The sequence below is a fragment of the Bradyrhizobium canariense genome, from assembly GCF_900105125.1.
Classification (GTDB): domain Bacteria; phylum Pseudomonadota; class Alphaproteobacteria; order Rhizobiales; family Xanthobacteraceae; genus Bradyrhizobium; species Bradyrhizobium canariense_A.
The window spans coordinates 7,555,399-7,571,639 of sequence record NZ_LT629750.1 but is presented as its reverse complement, the minus strand read 5'-3'; the positions used below and the strand labels follow the sequence as shown (position 1 = coordinate 7,571,639).

Below are 16,241 nucleotides of genomic sequence, written 5' to 3'. Positions count from 1 at the left end.
ACGTGACCAGCGGGCTCTCCCCGGAAGTCGGCTTGGATCAGCCGACCCTCCTGGCGAATCCTGCGCGTTCTTATTCGGCCGCGTGGGCTACCGGCGGCGAGTTGCCGGCGAGAGCTTCCATCGCAACGTCGACACCTCCCGCACGGTGCGGAATGCCCCTCGCCTTCAGACCCATCTCGACACCGGACAGCACGCCCAGCACCGAGACATTGTTGAAATCACCGAGATGCCCGATGCGAAACACGCGGTCGGCCAGCGGACCCAGTCCATTGCCCAACGACATATTGGCGCGGTTGAGAATTTCGCGGCGCAGCGCATCGGCGGAATGACCTTCCGGCAGACGCACCGCCGTCAGCGAGGACGAATATTCGGCCTCGTTGCGGCACTGGATGTCGAAACCCCAATGCTGAACCGCGCGCCGCGTCGCCATCGCCGCGCGGTCGTGACGCGCGAACACCTGGTCCAGGCCTTCCTCGTGCAGCATCTCGAGCGCCACCTTCAAGCCCTGCAGCAGATTGGTTGAAGGCGTGTAAGGAAAGAACCCGTTGACGTTGGACGCCAGCATGTCGTCCCAGCCGAGAAAGCATTTGGGCAGTTTCGAGGTTTTCGACGCCGCGAGCGCCTTGTCCGAGATGGCGTTGAACGATAGCCCCGGAGGAAGCATCAGGCCTTTCTGCGAGCCGCCGACCGTGACATCGACACCCCATTCGTCGTGCCGGTAGTCGATCGATCCCAGCGAGGAGATGGTGTCGACCAGCAACAGCGCTGGATGACCTGCCTCGTCGATCGCGCGCCGGACGGCCGCGATATTGGACGTCACGCCAGTCGAGGTTTCGTTGTGCACGACGGCGACGGCCTTATAGGCATGCGCCTTGTCCGCGCGCAGTTTTTCGGCGATCAAATTGGCGTCGACGCCACTGCGCCAGTCGCCCTTGATGATGTCAGCCTCGATCCCGAGCGCCTTGGTCATCTTGCCCCAGAGCGTGGAAAACCAGCCGGTTTCGAACATCAGCACCTTGTCACCAGGGGATAAGGTGTTGACCAGCGCGGCTTCCCAGGCGCCGGTGCCCGACGTCGGATAGATCACGACCGGCTTGGCCGTCTTGAAGATGGTTCGTATTCCGCCGAGCACGGAGAGACCAAGCTCCGCGAATTCCGGCCCACGATGGTCAATCGTCGGCTTTGCGATCGCGGCAAGGATCGGCAGCGGGGTATTGCTCGGTCCAGGTATTTGCAGGAAATGGCGGCCAGACAGGTATGACATCCGTTGCTCCGAAATCACGGCTTCGATCCGGGTAGGATACGAGGGTTCGATGCCTCACGGAAGGCCGTTGCGTCCATCCTTTCGAAAGCCAGGGCGTTCCGTCATCAATTCATGGTAATCGGCGACGGGAAATTAGGCATTCGCCCGACTGCCAAATCCTGACGCGCGAAATCAGCCTTTGGCGTTGGCCTTTCTGGCCGCGATCTGCTGCAGCGCCCAACGCGAATTCTTCCTGACTTCCGGATCGGGGTCATTCGCGACCAATGCGAGAAAGGGCTCCGCGGCGGGATCGGCTATTTCTCCCAACGCCGCAGCCGCCTCCTTCCGTAAATTAGCCTGTTCGTGGGTGATGCAGCCACCGATCGGCCGGACCGCCCGATCGACCTTCATCCTGCCGAGGCTTCGGATTGCCTTGAGCCGCACCTGCCAGAATTCGTCCGACAAAGCCGCGATCAGCGGATCCGTTGCGACCAGCCCATTTGCGTTGAGACCGAGCGTTTCGGCCGCCATCTCGCGGACCATCCAGTCCTCGTCCTTCAGCGCGCGGGTGATCGACTCGGCCGCGGGTTTCATCTGCGAAAACGCGAGCGCGCTGACGGCGGCTCGCCTGACATGAGCGTCGGTGTCACCGGTCGAGGCGGTCAGCGCCGGAATCGACTCTTCGAGCTTCAGAAACCCGATCACCCCGATCGCCTGCACGCGCACCGCCGCGTCGCCATCCTGCAAGGCTTCCAGCGCGGGTTTGAGCGTATCCTTGCGCCTCAGCTCTTTAAGCGCACGCAAAGCGCCCATGCGGACGAAGGCATGCCCATGCTTGACGAGCGGAAGGATCGCATCGGCGCACGCCGGATCCTTCAATTCAGCCATGCTGTTGGCGGCGGCGGAAGCGACGATCCGTTCCGGATCGACCAGCAATTTCGCGAGCGACGCCGCAGACTCCGGACCATCAAATTCCCCAAGCGCCATCGCGACCTGCTGGCGCACGCCAGCGTCGGGGTCGGAGACCATATTGCTGAGATGCCCGACCGCCGCCGGATCACCGGAATGGCCAAGCGCGATGATCGCGACGCGCCGCTCGCCCGGATCGGCCGCCTGCAGACGCTCGTCGGCGTCCTCGAGATCGTCGTAGGATTCGAACGGGCTCGACATGGCTACCTCAAGAGATAGGGAATGTTGACGGTGACGGCGCCGGTCGGGCAATCGGCCTCGCAGGGCATGCAATACCAGCACTCGTCGTAGGCCATATAGGCCTTCCCGGTCATGTCGCTGATGCGAAGTACGTCGAGCGGGCACACGTCGACACACACGGTACACCCCTTGTCGGCGATGCATTTGGCATCATCGACCACGACCGGCACGGACGTCTGATAACTGGCGAGCGGCATTTTAGGATCTCCTGTTGCTGGGGTCGCGAGCGATGTCAGGCGCTGGCACGGATGCGTTGCTTGTCGTAGAGGTCCTTTTCGTCATCGGCGATCGGCACGACATAAGGCTGCACGTCGCGCTTCTCGCTGGTCATCCTGCCGTTCTTCTTGCTCAGAAGCGTGTGGCAGAACCAGTTCTCGTTATCCTTCTCCGGAAAATCGGTGCGAAGGTGATAGAGGCCCCAGCGGCTCTCTTCGCGATAAAGCGAGGCGTGCGCCGCCATGTCGGCGCAGTCCAGGATCGACTGGGTCTCGAGCGCGCGGAGCAATTCGTGCGAATTGCGCGCGATCATGTGCTGCTCCATATCCTCGCGAACTTCGGCGAGACGACGCTGGCCCAGTTCGAACTTGCGCGTCACCTTCGGCGGTTGCAGATAGTCGTTGACCAGACGGCGCGCCTTGTACTCGATCTGGTTCGGCGGGATGCCGTCCTCGCGCCGGGTCGGCGCCATCACGCGGTCATGCTCTTTGGCGACATCGGCGGCATCGAAATCCGCAAAGTCGTGGTTATCAGCGAATTCCATCGCATCGGCGCCGGCGACGGAGCCGTTAGTGAACGCGCCCAGCATGTAATTGTGCGGCACGCTGGCCATGTCGCCGGCGGCATAAAGCCCAGGTACCGTCGTGCGCGCGAAATCGTCGACGAATACGCCGGAGGCGCTGTGTCCGGAACAGAACCCGATCTCGGAGATGTGCATCTCGATCGATTCCGTCCGGTAGTCGGTGCCCCGCCCCTTCTGGAACAGCCCGCGCGTCGGACGTTCGACCTTGTGCAGCGTCGATTCGATCTCCTCGATCGTCTTCTCGTGCAGATGCTTGAGCTGAAGGAACACCGGTCCCTTGCCGGACAACAACTCGTTGTAGAATTCGAGCATCATCTGGCCCGACCAGTAATCGCATTCGATGAACCGCGATCCCTCATTATTAGCCGTAAACGCACCGAAAGGTCCTGCGACATAGGCGCAGGCCGGCCCGTTGTAATCCTTGATCAGCGGATTGATCTGGAAGCATTCGAGGTTCGCCAGCGCCGCACCGGCGTGATAGGCCATCGCATAGCCGTCGCCGGAATTGGCGGCGTTTTCATAGGTGCCGAACATATATCCCGAGGTCGGCAAGCCCAGACGTCCGGCCGCGCCCATGCAGAGAATGACGGCCTTGGCCTTGATGACCAGGATTTCCGCCGTGCGGGTGTTGACGCTGATCGCGCCGGCCACGCGGCCGTCATCCGAAGTGAGCAAGCGCGTCGCCATGTAACGGTTCGAGATCAGGATCCGGGCCCGCCGAAGCTGGCGATAGATCGCCTTCTTCACGGTATCGCCGTTCGGCATCGGCAGCACGTAGGTGCCGATGTGATGCACCTTCTTGACCGCGTAATCGCCGTTCTCGTTCTTGAGAAAGCGAATGCCGAAGCTGTCGAGTTCCTCGATGATCTTGTAGCAATTCTGCGCGTATTTATAGACCGCCTTCTGGTCAACGATGCCGTCGTTCGCGATCGTGATTTCCTTGGTGTACTGCTCAGGGGTCGCGTAGCCGGGAATGACGGCGTTGTTCAGCCCGTCCATGCCCATCGAGATGGCGCCGGAACGCTTGACGTTCGCCTTCTCCAGGAGAACGACGTTTGCCTTCGGATTTTTCAGCTTCGCCTTGAGCGCAGCCATCGGGCCAGCGGTGCCACCGCCGATCACGAGCACGTCGCACGACACTTCCGAGGATCCGCCGACTATCTCATCCATGGCCATCATTCTTTCCTGGGTTCGCCGGCGCACTCGCCGCCGTCATGGTAGATTTGTTCAGATGACTGTCCGGCGATAGCAATTAGTTGTCGCCGGAGGCGGAATGCCAAGGTTTGATCGGTTTGCCCAAATCAGACCCGGTGCTTGATCAACAAACAGGCAACCACATTCGTCATCGCTCGACAAAAGCCTTCTCGATGACGAAGTGGCCGGGCTCGCTGTGGTTGCCTTCGGTGAAACCACGCCCGGTGAATATCGAATGCAGTTCCTCCAGCATGCCGGGGCTTCCGCACAACATGACGCGGTCGGTTTCGAGATCCAGCCCCGAAAGCCCGATCTCGGCAAACAACTGGTTCGATGCGATCAGGTCGGTGATGCGGCCGCGATTGCGGAATGGCTCGCGCGTCACGGTCGGATAATAGATCAGCTTGTCTTCGATCATTGGCCCGAACAGTTCGTCCTGCCGAAGGCTCGCGACGAGGCGTTCGCCATAGGCGAGTTCCGAAACCTGCCGGCAACCATGTGCCAGAATGATGGTTTCGTAATTCTCGTAGACATCCGGGTCCTTGATCAGGCTCGCAAACGGCGCGAGGCCCGTGCCGGTCGAAAGCAAAAGCAGCCGCTTCCCGGGAATGAGGTTTCCGGTGATCAGCGTGCCCGTGGCCTTGCGGCCCACCAGGATGGTGTCGCCTTCACGGATTTTCTGCAGGCGCGAGGTCAGCGGGCCGTCGGCGACCTTGATGCTGAAGAACTCAAGCGCCTCCTCGTGATTGGCGCTGGCCATGCTGTAGGCGCGCACCAGCGGCCGGCCTTCCACCTCGAGCCCGATCATGGCGAATTGGCCATTCTGGAAGCGAAATCCGGGGTCGCGCGTCGCGGTAAAGCTGAACAGGGAATCGGTCCAGTGTTTCACCGACAAAACCGTTTCCTTCTGAAAAGCGCTCATCGTCCGTCTCTCCTTCCGCTCGCTCGATCATAAAAAAGCGCATGGCATGCGCTGTGATCGAACGTTTCGGCGAGAGACAAATTACGCGCAACGTTGAACATCGATTCCCGGTCGATTAGTTTCTAATTTTCGCGAAGTGGCGTTACGGTTCGCGTCCGGCGAAGTGTGAGTTCTAGCAGGATGCGCGATGGGCAAAAGTGGTGCGGCAGACTTTGGAGTGAAACTGCTGCTCGATCGATGCTGATGGCAATTAGTTGCTATCCAACCGACCGGCGACGCCCTAAATATTCTTTGAGAGGAGATACGCCGTGATGATGACCGCGATGGTTGCGCCGACAGTGACCGATTGCGATCTAAGTCCTGATCTGGCGTCGCTCGTGATGACCACATCCGACGAGCGGCGTATCACGCTCACCGCGGAAACGCTTCGCGCCGCCTGCAAGTGCGCGCATTGCACGCGTGCGCGCTTCGACGGCCACTTTGCCCCAGGCTTTCCAGGCATCGCCATCGTGGAGGTGGCCGATCTCGGCTACGGCCTGAACATCTCCTTCTCCGACGGGCACAACCGCGGCATCTATCCCAAAGTCTATCTATTGGGTCTGGCCGACAGTTGATTTTATTGGGCTTTCCGGCACCAAGACGGGATGCCCGGAGGCGGTCCAGGCCCGCGATCTGGCATGAACATTGCTGCTTTTTAGATCAGGTTTAAATGATCCGGAGGCCGGCAATGCTGCAGGTATCTAACGCGCCGCGCGGAGGCGCGCCTTCGACGGCCGGTTCTGCCAAGTCGACCGCAAGCTCGTCGCTGCTTCTCACCGAAAACCAGCAATGGATCGGCGGCCCGCCGCCATTGATGGATAAGCTGACGCCGCGGGAACGGGAAATCGTCCTGAAGCAAGGACGCCGCAAAGTTCTCAACCGTGGCCAGACGCTGTTCAGCCAGGGCGCCAAGCATGACGGCATCTATCTGATCGAGAGCGGCCGAATCCGCGTGTTCTACACTTCGCCGCTCGGGCGCGAGATCACGCTGGCGTATTGGCGCGCCGGCAACTTCGTCGGCGGCCCCGAAGTGTTTGGCGGCGGGATCCATCAATGGTCCGGCGTTGCCTCCAGCAATTGCAGCGTCGTGCAGCTTCCCGGCAAGGAATTGCGGACGCTCGCAACCGAGATCCCAAACCTTGCGATCGGGTTGATCGAGGGGCTTACTTTCAAAGGCAAATGCTACTCCGCTTTGGCGCAAATGCTGGGAACCCGATCGATCACGCAGCGACTGGCGCATCTGCTGCTGCACCTGATGAATCTCTACGGCGTCGAGGACCCCGATGGCGTCGTGATCGCCGCGGCTTTTACCCACGCCGATTTGGCTCACATGGTCGGCGCGACCCGGCAGTGGGTCACCATCAGCCTCAAGCGGATGCAGGAAAAGAAGATCGTGCTGACCAAACGGTCCCAGATCGTGGTCTGCCGGCCGGACGTGCTCGAGGAAATGCGGGGCCAATCCTCTGACTAAACGAAACTAAACGCCCTCGGATTAAAGTCGATGCACACGCAATTGGCTTTGTGCAGCAGAACTGCCCAACGACTATGCAACGGGCTTTTCCCGGCAACTAATCCACCATGACCGCCAGTCCCTGTTTGCCCGAAGCGCCCCGTCAACCAATCATGGCAACCGCAGAACATCCAACCGAATGAGGATGAGAATGGTCCGCCACGTTCCCGCACTCTCGATCGCGATGTCAGTTGCCACTCTGGCCCTGATGCTTGTGCAGCCGGCCAAAGCGGAAACCGTCACCATCGGCATCGGCACACAGGACACCACGACGAACACGGTGACGACAGGCACGGTGATCCGACAATTGCATTTGCTGGAGAAGTACCTGCCGACATCTGGTAAATATGCCAACATCAAGTTCGACCTCGAATGGCAGAATTTCACGTCCGGGCCTCCCGTCACCAATGCGATGATGGCGGACAAGCTGCAGTTCGGCATGATGGGCGATTATCCCCTGATCGTGAACGGCTTTACCTTCGAAAATAATCCCGACAGCAAGAGCCGGCTGATCGCGGTGGCGGCCTACAGCCTGCAGGGCTCGGGCAACGGCATCGTCGTCAACAAGGATTCGCCGTACTACGAACTCTCCGACCTCAAGGGCAAGCTCGTCAGCGTTCCCTTCGGCTCTGCCGCGCATGGCATGGTGCTGAAGGCGATGCAGGATCACGGCTACCCTTCGGACTTCTTCCAGCTGGTCAGCCAGACGCCGGAGGTCGGCTCGACCAATCTGCAGGAAAAGAAGATCGACGCGCATGCCGACTTCGTTCCCTTCGCGGAACTGCTGCCGTTCCGTGGGTTTGCCCGCAAAATCTTCGATGGCGTCGAGACGAACGTGCCGACCTGGCACGGCGTCGTCGTCCGCACGGATTTTGCCGAGAAATATCCCGAAGTGGTGGTCGCCTACATCAAGGCGGTCATCGCCGCCAACCAATGGCTGCGCGCCGACCCGAAGGCTGCGGCCGAGAAGATTCAGGAATGGACCGGGATCAACAAGGAAGTCGTCTACATCTTCCTCGGGCCGAGCGGCAACATGACGCTGGATCCGACCATCAAGCCCCCGCTGATTGATGCTGCGGCGGCCGACGTCAAGGTGCTGCAGAACCTCGGGCGCATGAAGGAATTCGATCCGAAGAAATGGGTCGATGATTCCTACATCCGCAAGGCCTATGCCGAGATGAAGCTCGACTATGACGCCGAGCTTGCCAGCACCAAGAACTACGAAATCTCCGGCGAAGACAAATTCTGCAAGAAGCCGATCTCGGATCCGCGCAAGTCGGGCGAAGTATGGGTCGATGATGAAGGGATCCTGCCCTTCAGCAGCGCGATGTGCGCGCTCGGGGCCTACGCCGATTTCAAGGCCAAGGGCAAGAAGATCGACGTCGCCTACGTCTTCGATACCGCGCGCGGAATCAAGCTGTTCGCCGATCAGGCGTTCTTCGCGGTGGGCGGCGGCGATATCGCACCATTCCTGCTGAAGAAGGATGCCGAAGCCTATGCGGCCAAGAATAACGGCAAGGTCCTCGGATTTGATGATGCCGTCAAAGCGGCCGTGAGCGGAGGCAAGACGTGAGCAGCCCCGCGCTTGTAAGGCATCAAATGGAGCCCGCGGCTGCAATGGTCACGGCGGAACAAACACCTTCCGCAGCCCCATCGCAGCAACCGGTGGCCTTCCGCGCCGTCGCCGCGCGCTGGTTCCGGCTCAACATGGACAAGATGCGCGCGATCTTGATTGGCGCGCTATCTATCGTCGCCTTTCTGATCGCCTGGCATCTGCTGACAAAGCACCGCGTCGTGTTCTTCGTCCGCTTCACCAACGTGCCCTCGCCGCTCGCGGTTTACGACAGTTTTACGCGCGCGATCCACGATCCCAAGTTCCTCATGCATGTCGGATTGAGCTGCCGGAGAATCATCTTCGGTTTCTCGCTGGCGGCAGTGGTCGCCGTCCCGCTCGGGCTGGTGATGGGCCGGTTCAAGCTGATCCACGAGATGATCTTTCCGGTTTCCGAAGTGTTGCGCCCGATTCCCGCGATCGCATGGGTGCCGATGGCGATCATGCTGTGGCCGACCAACGAGCAGAGCATCGTCTTCATCACGTTCCTTGGTTCCTTCTTCCCGATCCTGGTGAACACCCTGCACGGGATGTCGCTGGTCGATCCCGTTCTCGTTCGCGCGGCGCGGTGTCTCGGCGCCCGCGAAGCCTCGATTTTCCGTGAAGTATATTTTCCGGCTTCACTGCCGCATATTTTCACCGGCCTGACCGTCGGCATGGGTGTGGCGTGGGTCTCACTGATCGCGGCCGAGATGATCTCCGGCCAATACGGCATCGGCTATTTCACCTGGGAAGCCTATTCGCTGGTGCAGTACCCAGACATTGCGCTCGGCATGATCGCAATCGGCGTGCTTGGCCTGATGTCGAGCCTTCTGATACGGGCCGTGGGACGGCTCGTGATGCCCTGGGGGCGGACATGAACCCGAGCGAAGCCAAGAGCACAGAGGCGAAGACTTCTCAAACGACGACAGCCAAAGGCCATGTCGAAGTCAGGAATTTTTCGCTGAGCTACGAGACCATCGACGGCGCGGTCGAGGCGGTCACCGACACCCAGATCCACGTGCGCCCCGGTGAATTCGTCTCGATCGTCGGCCCCTCGGGTTGCGGGAAATCCACGCTGTTGAATGCGGTCGCGGGATTCCTCAAGCCCACCACAGGCACCGTCACCGTCGATGGCGAGTTGGTAAAAGGACCGAGCGCGGAACGCGGCATGGTGTTCCAGCAATATTCGCTGTTTCCATGGAAGACCGTGCGGGAGAATGTCGAGTTTGGGCTGAAGATGCGCGGCATGGAGCGCTCGCAGCGCGAGCGTGCGGCGCGCACGTTGCTTGGCCTGGCCGGGCTTGAAGCGTTCGAGAGGCACTATCCCGACCGGCTGTCCGGCGGCATGAAACAGCGTGTCGGCATCGTGCGGGCGCTGGCGACCGGACCGAAAGTGCTGCTGCTCGATGAACCCTTCGGCGCGCTGGATGCGCAGACACGCGTCATCATGCAGCAGATCCTCACCAATATGTGGCAGCGGCTGAAGATCTCGGTGCTGTTCGTGACCCACGATATCGATGAGGCGATTTTCCTGTCCGATCGCGTGTACTGCATGACCGCGCGTCCGGGTTCGATCAAGGCGGAGATTCCGATTCCCTTGGAACGGCCCCGTCAGCAATCCATGATGATGTCATCGGAGTTTTTGGCACTGCGACGCGGGTTGATGTCGTTGATCCGTGAGGAGAGCCTGAAGGCCATGGGCGGCGAAATCAGCGATCTCGGCATGCAGGGGCTGAGCATCGAGCTGCACGGACAGTCTCTGGCCGACGTGCTTTAGGCCTGAAAACCCATACACAGGCCGGATTGCCCAATACCGCGCGCGGGACGCTTCGCGGCAAGCCTTTGGCAGTCCTCTCTTGGCCCATTCGACCGGATGGAAGGTAAAACGGGCGCCGTCCCACCCTTTAAAATCAATCTATATTTTCGATTGAAATGACATATATAATGAATTTGTTCGATTGAACAGATTCGCCGATCATGGGCCATCTCAATTGGAGTTTGGCCGATGACCGCCCTTTCCACCGATATTGGCGCCGATGACGCAAGCGTTACTCCCCCGGCCTCCCCGGCCAACACCCTCGGCGTCTCCAGCGTCTGGCCGGGCCTTGTCTTGACCGCGGCGATCGCAGCAATGGCGTTCGCGTTTCGGCAAATTCCGTATGTCTCGGTGCTCAGCCCGATCATCCTGTCAATTGCGATCGGCATGATCTTTCACAATTTCATCGGCACGCCCGCGCTCGCCAAGCCCGGTGTCACGTTCTCAATGCGGCGCATTCTGCGTTTCGCCATCATCCTGCTCGGCCTGCAACTCACCGCGTCGCAGCTCGTGGAGGTCGGCGCCAGGGGCATTGCCATCATCGCGCTGACGCTGATCGCGACCTTCGTCTTTACCGTGCAGCTCGGGCGGCTGATCGGCGTCGATCGCAAGCTGTCGGAATTGATCGCCGCCGGCACCTCGATCTGCGGCGCGTCGGCCGTGATCGCGACCAACACCGTAACCCAGGCGGCGGACGAAGACGTTGCCTATGCGGTCGCCTGCGTCACCGTGTTCGGTTCGGTCGCGATGTTCGTCTACCCGGTGTTTCCCGGCCTGCTGCACCTTGACCCGCATGCCTTTGGCCTGTGGTCGGGCGCTTCCATCCACGAGATCGCCCAGGTCGTCGCCGCCGCTTTCCAGGACGGCCGCGATGCCGGCGAATTCGGCACCATCGCCAAGCTCGCGCGGGTGACGATGCTCGCACCCGTCGTCATCTCGCTCGGGTTTTTGGCTGCCCGGCAGGCCCGTCGCACCGGTGACGGCCAATCGACGGCACGCGTCCCGCTGCCCTGGTTCGTGCTCGGCTTCATCGCGTTGGTTGGCGTCAACAGCATGGTGTCCATTCCGGCCGAAGCGCGCAGCGTGATCGTGACACTGACCACGTTCCTGCTTTCGATGGCGCTCGCCGCGATGGGGCTCGAGACCGATATTCGCAAGCTTTACGCGAGGGGAATTCGTCCGTTGCTGCTCGGCGCCGGCGCGTTCCTGTTCATCTCAAGCTTCAGCCTTACGCTGATCAAAACCCTGATGTAACGGAGATGGCGTGACGCTCGAACAGCTCCGTATCTTTGTCGCTGTCGCCGAGCTGGAGCACATGACCCGTGCTGCGCAGTCGCTCAACCTCACCCAGTCCGCCACCAGCGCCGCGATCGCGGCGCTCGAGGCGCGCTACGCCACCAAGCTTTTCGACCGCATCGGCCGCCGCATCGAGCTCACCGACGCCGGACGGCTGTTTGTGGTCGAGGCGCGGGCGGTGCTGGCGCGGGCAGCCGCGGCCGAAACCGTGCTTGCAGATCTCGCCGGCCTGTCGCGCGGATCCCTGACCCTCGCGGCAAGTCAAACTGTCGGCAATTACTGGCTCCCGCCCGTGATCCATCGCTATCAATCGCTGCATCCCGGGATCAAATTGAGCTTTCGCATCGGCAACACCGAACAGGTCGCGGCCTGGGTGATCGAAGGCACGGCCGATCTCGGCTTGATCGAGGGCCATATCGATGAGCCGACGCTGGCGATCCAGCCGATCGCCGATGATGAGCTTGTGCTGGTGGTAGGCGCCCAGCATCCGTGGGCGAAACGCCGCTCGGTCGCGCCGCGTGACCTCAAGACGACACGCTGGGTGTTGCGGGAGCGCGGCTCCGGCACCCGCGCGGTGTTCGAAACGGCGCTGGCGAAATTCGGCGTGGCCGCGGCCGATCTCGACGTCGCGCTCGAACTGCCGTCGAACGAAGCGGTTCGCTCGGCGGTCGCGGCCGGCGCCGGAGCCGCGGTGATCTCAAAACTCGTGGTGACCGCGCTGCTCAAGACCGGCGCGCTTGTCGCGCTTAATTTACCGCTGGAGAAGCGTCATTTTTCCATCCTCCGCCACAAGGAGCGTTATGTGACGCAAGCCGAGCGGGAATTTTATCGGCTCGCCGCCAACGGGGCATAAGAGCCGCGCCGTGTATCAATCGCGCGGGCTGGAAATCGCCATCCAGAAGGCGAATTGCGCCAGGGCTCCAGCGATCACCAGCACGACCGCGGAACCCAAGGCGGGCGTCGAGCCCAGACTCGCGGCCGAGGTGCAAATAGCTCCGACCGTCATCTGCGTGAAGCCGTAAACGCCGGACGCGGATCCAATGACTTTTGGATTTACGCTCATGGCTTCCGCAAGCGCCGGCGGACTTGAGACGCCGACGCCGAACATAAACAGGATCATCGAGCCGACAGTTATCGGGATGTTCAACACCCCGAACAGGACCGCGCCCAGGAAAACAAAGGCGCCAGCCACGCTCAGCAGGTTACCGCCGATCATTTGCCGGTTGACTGCGATGCGTCCCGCGATTCGGCTCGCAACGACGCTGCCGACCCATAAAGCACCGACGATGACGGCGAGATAAATGCCGACATCGCGGTTGGGCTGGTGGAGTTGCTCGGTAAAAATAAACGGCGCGGCGCTGACGAATGCGTACATCGACGTCGTCGCGCAACCGCCTCCGATGGCATAGCCGAGAAACGCGCGTGAAGTGACCAGTTGACGGAAATTGACCCAGAGCTCGCCGGTCTTGCGCGCATCACGTTGCGCGCCTCGCCGCGGCCCGGTCTCGGGCAGCAGTTTCCAGGTGATGAAGAAGTTGGCGACGCCCATCGCGGTCAAAGCGAAGAAGATCGAGCGCCATCCGAGGAACGTTCCGAGTTCTGCGCCCACCAGCGGCGCCAGACCTGGACCGACATTGACGATCAGGCTGACGATCGCCAGCCTTCGCGTGGCTTCGTCCACCTCGACGCCGTCGCGAACAATGGCGCGGCCCAGCACCAGCCCGGAACAGCCGCCGATCGCCTGAAACAGCCGGGCGACGATCAAGATTCTGACATCCGGCGCCAAAGCGGCCACCAGCCCCGAGACGCTGTACAGCGCCAGCCCGATCAGCAGCACCGGCCGGCGGCCAAACCGATCCGACAGCGGCCCGTACAGCAATTGTCCGATCGCAAGGCCCAGGATATAAATGCTGATCGTGAGTTGAAGCGCGCCTGAACTTGCCGCCAGGTCCCTCGCCGCCAGCGGCAGCGCCGGCACGAAGATGTGCATGGCCAGCGTGCCGCTGAACGTAACTGACGCAAGAAGCCATAGCGGCGCGCGCGGGTTATGCTGGGTGGCCGTGCTCACCCGAGGTGACCCCGCGGGCTGGATTCGAGCGCCCGCCTCGATGTCGGGGAGAATTTACCCACGAAAAACGAGATCGAATTTGTCTATAGCGACGGTGCCACGAGTCATGGGACTAGGGTTATTGCGTCACTGCCGCCGTGACCATTGCAAAATATGCAGGGTCGGCTCCGCCTGGCTCAACCCACGTTCCCCTGCGGCATCGCCGATGCAGGTCGTATCGTTGTGACGCGCCTTCGCTCCAGGCCGTGATAACCTGTCGATCGAGAACGCCGCTTCCCAAAAGGAAGACGTAGGGAAAACGCATGGCACGTATCTTCATTACCGGCTCCTCGGATGGTCTCGGCAAGATGGCCGCTGGGCTCCTTGTCGAGCAGGGCCATAAGGTTGTGTTGCATGCCCGCAGCGATGCCAGGGCGAAGGAGGCGTCAAAAGCCGTGTCCGGCGCCGAAAGTGTCGTGATCGGGGATCTCAGCAGCATCGCGCAGACCAAAGATGTCGCAAGCCAAGTCAACGCGCTCGGTGACTTCGATGCGATCATCCATAATGCAGGGGTTGGTTATCGCGAGCCCAAGCGCATCACGGATGATGGCCTGCCGCATGTGTTCGCCATCAACACGCTGGCGCCTTTCATCCTGACCGCCATGATCAAGAAACCGAAGCGGCTGGTCTATCTGAGCTCCGGCATGCACCACGGCGCCGGCACCGATCTCAGCGATCTCACTTGGTCCAAGCGAAGCTGGAACGGCTCGGCCGCCTATGCCGAGAGCAAATTCCACGACGTGTTGCTGGCATTTGCTGTCGCGCGGCTGTTTCCGAACATCTATTCGAACGCGCTCGAGCCGGGATGGGTCCCGACAAAGATGGGCGGCGCCGGCGCTCCTGACGATCTCGATCAGGCTCATCGCACCCAGGTTTGGCTGGCAACAAGCACTGATCCCGCAGCTCTCGTCTCGGGAAAATACTTCTTTCACCAAAGACGCCGCGATCCGAATCCGGCAGCGAACGATGTTCGCAAGCAGGCGCAATTGCTGGAAGCCTGCGAAAAGCTCGCGGGCGTCAAGCTCGGGTAGACGGCGCTGCGAGCAGCGCCGCCAGATTTAGTCGCGTTGTCATGACTGCGGCGAGCTTTCGCTCAGCCCTTCTTCACCAGCGGACATAGGCTGTCCCTCAACGGCCGGAACGCCTGGTCGCCGGGAATGACTTCGCGAAGCTTGTAAAAGTCCCAGTCGCCCTTGGATTCGGACGGCGCCTTGACCTCATAGACATACATGTCGTGAACCATGCGCCCGTCTTCGCGAATTCGGCCGTTGGTCGCGAAGAAATCGTTGATCGGGAGTTCGCGCATCTTCGCCATCACGGCCTGCGCCTCGTCGGTCCCGGCGGCCTCGATAGCCTTGAGATAATGCATGGTCGACGAGTAGTCGCCGGCATCGCCCATATGCGGCATCTTCTTCATGCGTTCATAGAAGCGCTTCGACCACGCCCGGGTTTGATCGTCGCGATCCCAATAGAACGCATCGGTGAGAACCAACCCTTGCGCCGTTTCAAGGCCGAGGCTCTTGACGTCGGTGACCCAGACCAGTAGCCCCGCCAGCGTTTGCCCGCCTCTGCGGATGCCGAAATCCTGAGCCGACTTGACAGCGTTGACGAGCACCGTTCCCGATCCCGCCAGCGCGACGACCTGGGCCTTGGAGGCCTGGGCTTGCAGCAGGAAGGAGGATTGATCGAAGGTCTCGATCGGATAGCGCGTCGAACCGACCACTTCGCCGCCAAGCGCCTTGACCACGGCGGAGGTGTCCGCCTCCAGCGCGTGCCCGAACGCATAATCGGCGGTGAGGAAGAACCAGCTTTTCTGGCCGGCCTTCGCAAGCGCCGATCCCGTCCCTCGCGCGAGCGCGTAGCTGTCGTAGGAATAATGCACGCTGTTGGGTGTGCAGGCCTCGTTGGTCAGGCGCGACGAGCCGGCTCCGTTGACGATCGCAATCCGGTTCTTTTCCTTGGCCATCTGCGTAACGCTGAGCGCGATGGAAGAGTTGATCAGGTTCGCAATCATGTCGACGTGCTCGACGTCGTACCATTTCCGTGCAATTCCCGAAGCGATGTCGGGCTTGTTCTGGTGATCGGCAACGACGAGTTCGATCGGCTTGCCGAGAACCTTTCCGCCGAAATCCTCGATCGCCATGCGGACCGCGGTGACCGAGCCCTCGCCAGATTCGTCGGAAAACTGGCCCGACATGTCGGTCAGCACACCGATCTTCACCACGTCATCGGATATAGCGCCGGCCTGCGCGGCCGCGCCGTCAATGCCGGCAATCATCGAAGCTGCAACGAGCAGCGCACTGCAAACAGCAGTCTTCATGGGCATACCCTCCCGAGGCAATCCAGAAATGAACAGGTCCGGTGGCTTAAACGCGCACCTTGTTGTGACATGCATAACTAGACTGAAGTTTTTTTGCCTGTCAATCGGGTTGATGGTGTAGAGACAGTTTTCCGGGTGCGTTTTTAGATCGCACCTCATCTCCCTCCGAGCCACCGCGAAACAGATCTTCCA

The 16,241-nt window shown here is 61.0% G+C and carries 15 protein-coding genes; 8 read left to right on the top strand and 7 right to left on the bottom strand.

The features are described from left to right. Positions 1–70 precede the first annotated feature (70 nt). The 5 genes from BLV09_RS35680 to BLV09_RS35660 form a co-directional block, all read right to left on the bottom strand. Entirely contained in the window at positions 71–1,264 is a 1,194-nt protein-coding gene (locus BLV09_RS35680; protein WP_146690754.1) for a pyridoxal-phosphate-dependent aminotransferase family protein, read from the bottom strand. Positions 1,265–1,435: 171 nt separating this feature from the next. After that, positions 1,436–2,413 carry a HEAT repeat domain-containing protein gene (locus tag BLV09_RS35675; protein WP_146690753.1) on the bottom strand — a complete coding sequence of 326 codons (978 nt, stop codon included), beginning with the start codon at positions 2,411–2,413 and terminating at the stop codon, positions 1,436–1,438. 2 nt (positions 2,414–2,415) lie between these two features. Then, positions 2,416–2,649, bottom strand: a complete 234-nt coding sequence (locus BLV09_RS35670) for a 4Fe-4S dicluster domain-containing protein (protein WP_008141081.1) — start codon at positions 2,647–2,649, stop codon at positions 2,416–2,418. A 35-nt stretch (positions 2,650–2,684) separates the two neighbouring features. Further along, the gene (locus BLV09_RS35665) at positions 2,685–4,427 is read right to left on the bottom strand and encodes a fumarate reductase/succinate dehydrogenase flavoprotein subunit (protein WP_146691450.1); all 1,743 of its coding nucleotides are present in this window, start codon (positions 4,425–4,427) and stop codon (positions 2,685–2,687) included. A 166-nt stretch (positions 4,428–4,593) separates the two neighbouring features. Continuing rightward, a complete protein-coding gene (locus BLV09_RS35660) occupies positions 4,594–5,367 on the bottom strand; it encodes a ferredoxin--NADP reductase (RefSeq protein WP_146690752.1) in 774 nt (257 codons plus the stop codon). Between the two features lie 311 nt (positions 5,368–5,678). Between BLV09_RS35660 and BLV09_RS35655 the strand changes: the two genes are divergently transcribed. The 7 genes from BLV09_RS35655 to BLV09_RS35625 all read left to right on the top strand — a co-directional run bounded on the left by BLV09_RS35655 (position 5,679) and on the right by BLV09_RS35625 (position 12,475). Further along, positions 5,679–5,981 carry a gamma-butyrobetaine hydroxylase-like domain-containing protein gene (locus BLV09_RS35655; RefSeq protein ID WP_100383155.1) on the top strand — a complete coding sequence of 101 codons (303 nt, stop codon included), beginning with the start codon at positions 5,679–5,681 and terminating at the stop codon, positions 5,979–5,981. Between the two features lie 113 nt (positions 5,982–6,094). After that, positions 6,095–6,877, top strand: coding sequence for a Crp/Fnr family transcriptional regulator (locus BLV09_RS35650; RefSeq protein WP_100383156.1), 783 nt, complete (start codon positions 6,095–6,097; stop codon positions 6,875–6,877). A 190-nt stretch (positions 6,878–7,067) separates the two neighbouring features. Beyond that, the gene (locus tag BLV09_RS35645) at positions 7,068–8,489 is read left to right on the top strand and encodes an ABC transporter substrate-binding protein (RefSeq protein WP_167559006.1); all 1,422 of its coding nucleotides are present in this window, start codon (positions 7,068–7,070) and stop codon (positions 8,487–8,489) included. 44 nt (positions 8,490–8,533) lie between these two features. Beyond that, positions 8,534–9,388 (top strand): ABC transporter permease, encoded by an 855-nt coding sequence (locus BLV09_RS35640; protein WP_167559120.1) that lies wholly within the window; start codon positions 8,534–8,536, stop codon positions 9,386–9,388. Then, the gene (locus BLV09_RS35635) at positions 9,385–10,287 is read left to right on the top strand and encodes an ABC transporter ATP-binding protein (RefSeq protein ID WP_100383159.1); all 903 of its coding nucleotides are present in this window, start codon (positions 9,385–9,387) and stop codon (positions 10,285–10,287) included. The genes BLV09_RS35640 and BLV09_RS35635 overlap by 4 nt, the downstream gene beginning before the upstream one ends. Before the next feature lie 228 nt (positions 10,288–10,515). Next, positions 10,516–11,580 carry a YeiH family protein gene (locus BLV09_RS35630; RefSeq protein WP_146690750.1) on the top strand — a complete coding sequence of 355 codons (1,065 nt, stop codon included), beginning with the start codon at positions 10,516–10,518 and terminating at the stop codon, positions 11,578–11,580. 10 nt (positions 11,581–11,590) lie between these two features. Then, the gene (locus BLV09_RS35625) at positions 11,591–12,475 is read left to right on the top strand and encodes a LysR family transcriptional regulator (protein WP_146690749.1); all 885 of its coding nucleotides are present in this window, start codon (positions 11,591–11,593) and stop codon (positions 12,473–12,475) included. Positions 12,476–12,490: 15 nt separating this feature from the next. Here BLV09_RS35625 and BLV09_RS35620 read toward each other — a convergent pair whose 3' ends face one another. Beyond that, positions 12,491–13,690, bottom strand: coding sequence for a multidrug effflux MFS transporter (locus BLV09_RS35620; protein ID WP_146690748.1), 1,200 nt, complete (start codon positions 13,688–13,690; stop codon positions 12,491–12,493). Positions 13,691–13,992: 302 nt separating this feature from the next. Here BLV09_RS35620 and BLV09_RS35615 point away from each other — a divergent pair, with 302 nt between their 5' ends. Continuing rightward, a complete protein-coding gene (locus tag BLV09_RS35615; protein WP_146690747.1) occupies positions 13,993–14,760 on the top strand; it encodes an SDR family NAD(P)-dependent oxidoreductase in 768 nt (255 codons plus the stop codon). A 62-nt stretch (positions 14,761–14,822) separates the two neighbouring features. Here the strand turns inward: BLV09_RS35615 and BLV09_RS35610 are convergent, their stop codons facing one another. Then, entirely contained in the window at positions 14,823–16,007 is a 1,185-nt protein-coding gene (locus BLV09_RS35610; RefSeq protein ID WP_244549237.1) for an ABC transporter substrate-binding protein, read from the bottom strand. Between the last annotated feature and the right edge of the window lie 234 nt (positions 16,008–16,241).

Coding starts and splice junctions, on each gene's coding strand:
- BLV09_RS35615 (WP_146690747.1), top strand. CDS start 13,993: ATGGCACGTATCTTCATTACCGGCTCCTCGGATGGTCTCGGCAAGATG.
- BLV09_RS35650 (WP_100383156.1), top strand. CDS start 6,095: ATGCTGCAGGTATCTAACGCGCCGCGCGGAGGCGCGCCTTCGACGGCC.
- BLV09_RS35660 (WP_146690752.1), bottom strand. CDS start 5,367: ATGAGCGCTTTTCAGAAGGAAACGGTTTTGTCGGTGAAACACTGGACC.
- BLV09_RS35645 (WP_167559006.1), top strand. CDS start 7,068: ATGGTCCGCCACGTTCCCGCACTCTCGATCGCGATGTCAGTTGCCACT.
- BLV09_RS35675 (WP_146690753.1), bottom strand. CDS start 2,413: ATGTCGAGCCCGTTCGAATCCTACGACGATCTCGAGGACGCCGACGAG.
- BLV09_RS35665 (WP_146691450.1), bottom strand. CDS start 4,427: ATGGCCATGGATGAGATAGTCGGCGGATCCTCGGAAGTGTCGTGCGAC.
- BLV09_RS35670 (WP_008141081.1), bottom strand. CDS start 2,649: ATGCCGCTCGCCAGTTATCAGACGTCCGTGCCGGTCGTGGTCGATGAT.
- BLV09_RS35635 (WP_100383159.1), top strand. CDS start 9,385: ATGAACCCGAGCGAAGCCAAGAGCACAGAGGCGAAGACTTCTCAAACG.
- BLV09_RS35630 (WP_146690750.1), top strand. CDS start 10,516: ATGACCGCCCTTTCCACCGATATTGGCGCCGATGACGCAAGCGTTACT.
- BLV09_RS35640 (WP_167559120.1), top strand. CDS start 8,534: ATGGTCACGGCGGAACAAACACCTTCCGCAGCCCCATCGCAGCAACCG.
- BLV09_RS35655 (WP_100383155.1), top strand. CDS start 5,679: ATGATGACCGCGATGGTTGCGCCGACAGTGACCGATTGCGATCTAAGT.
- BLV09_RS35610 (WP_244549237.1), bottom strand. CDS start 16,007: ATGATTGCCGGCATTGACGGCGCGGCCGCGCAGGCCGGCGCTATATCC.
- BLV09_RS35680 (WP_146690754.1), bottom strand. CDS start 1,264: ATGTCATACCTGTCTGGCCGCCATTTCCTGCAAATACCTGGACCGAGC.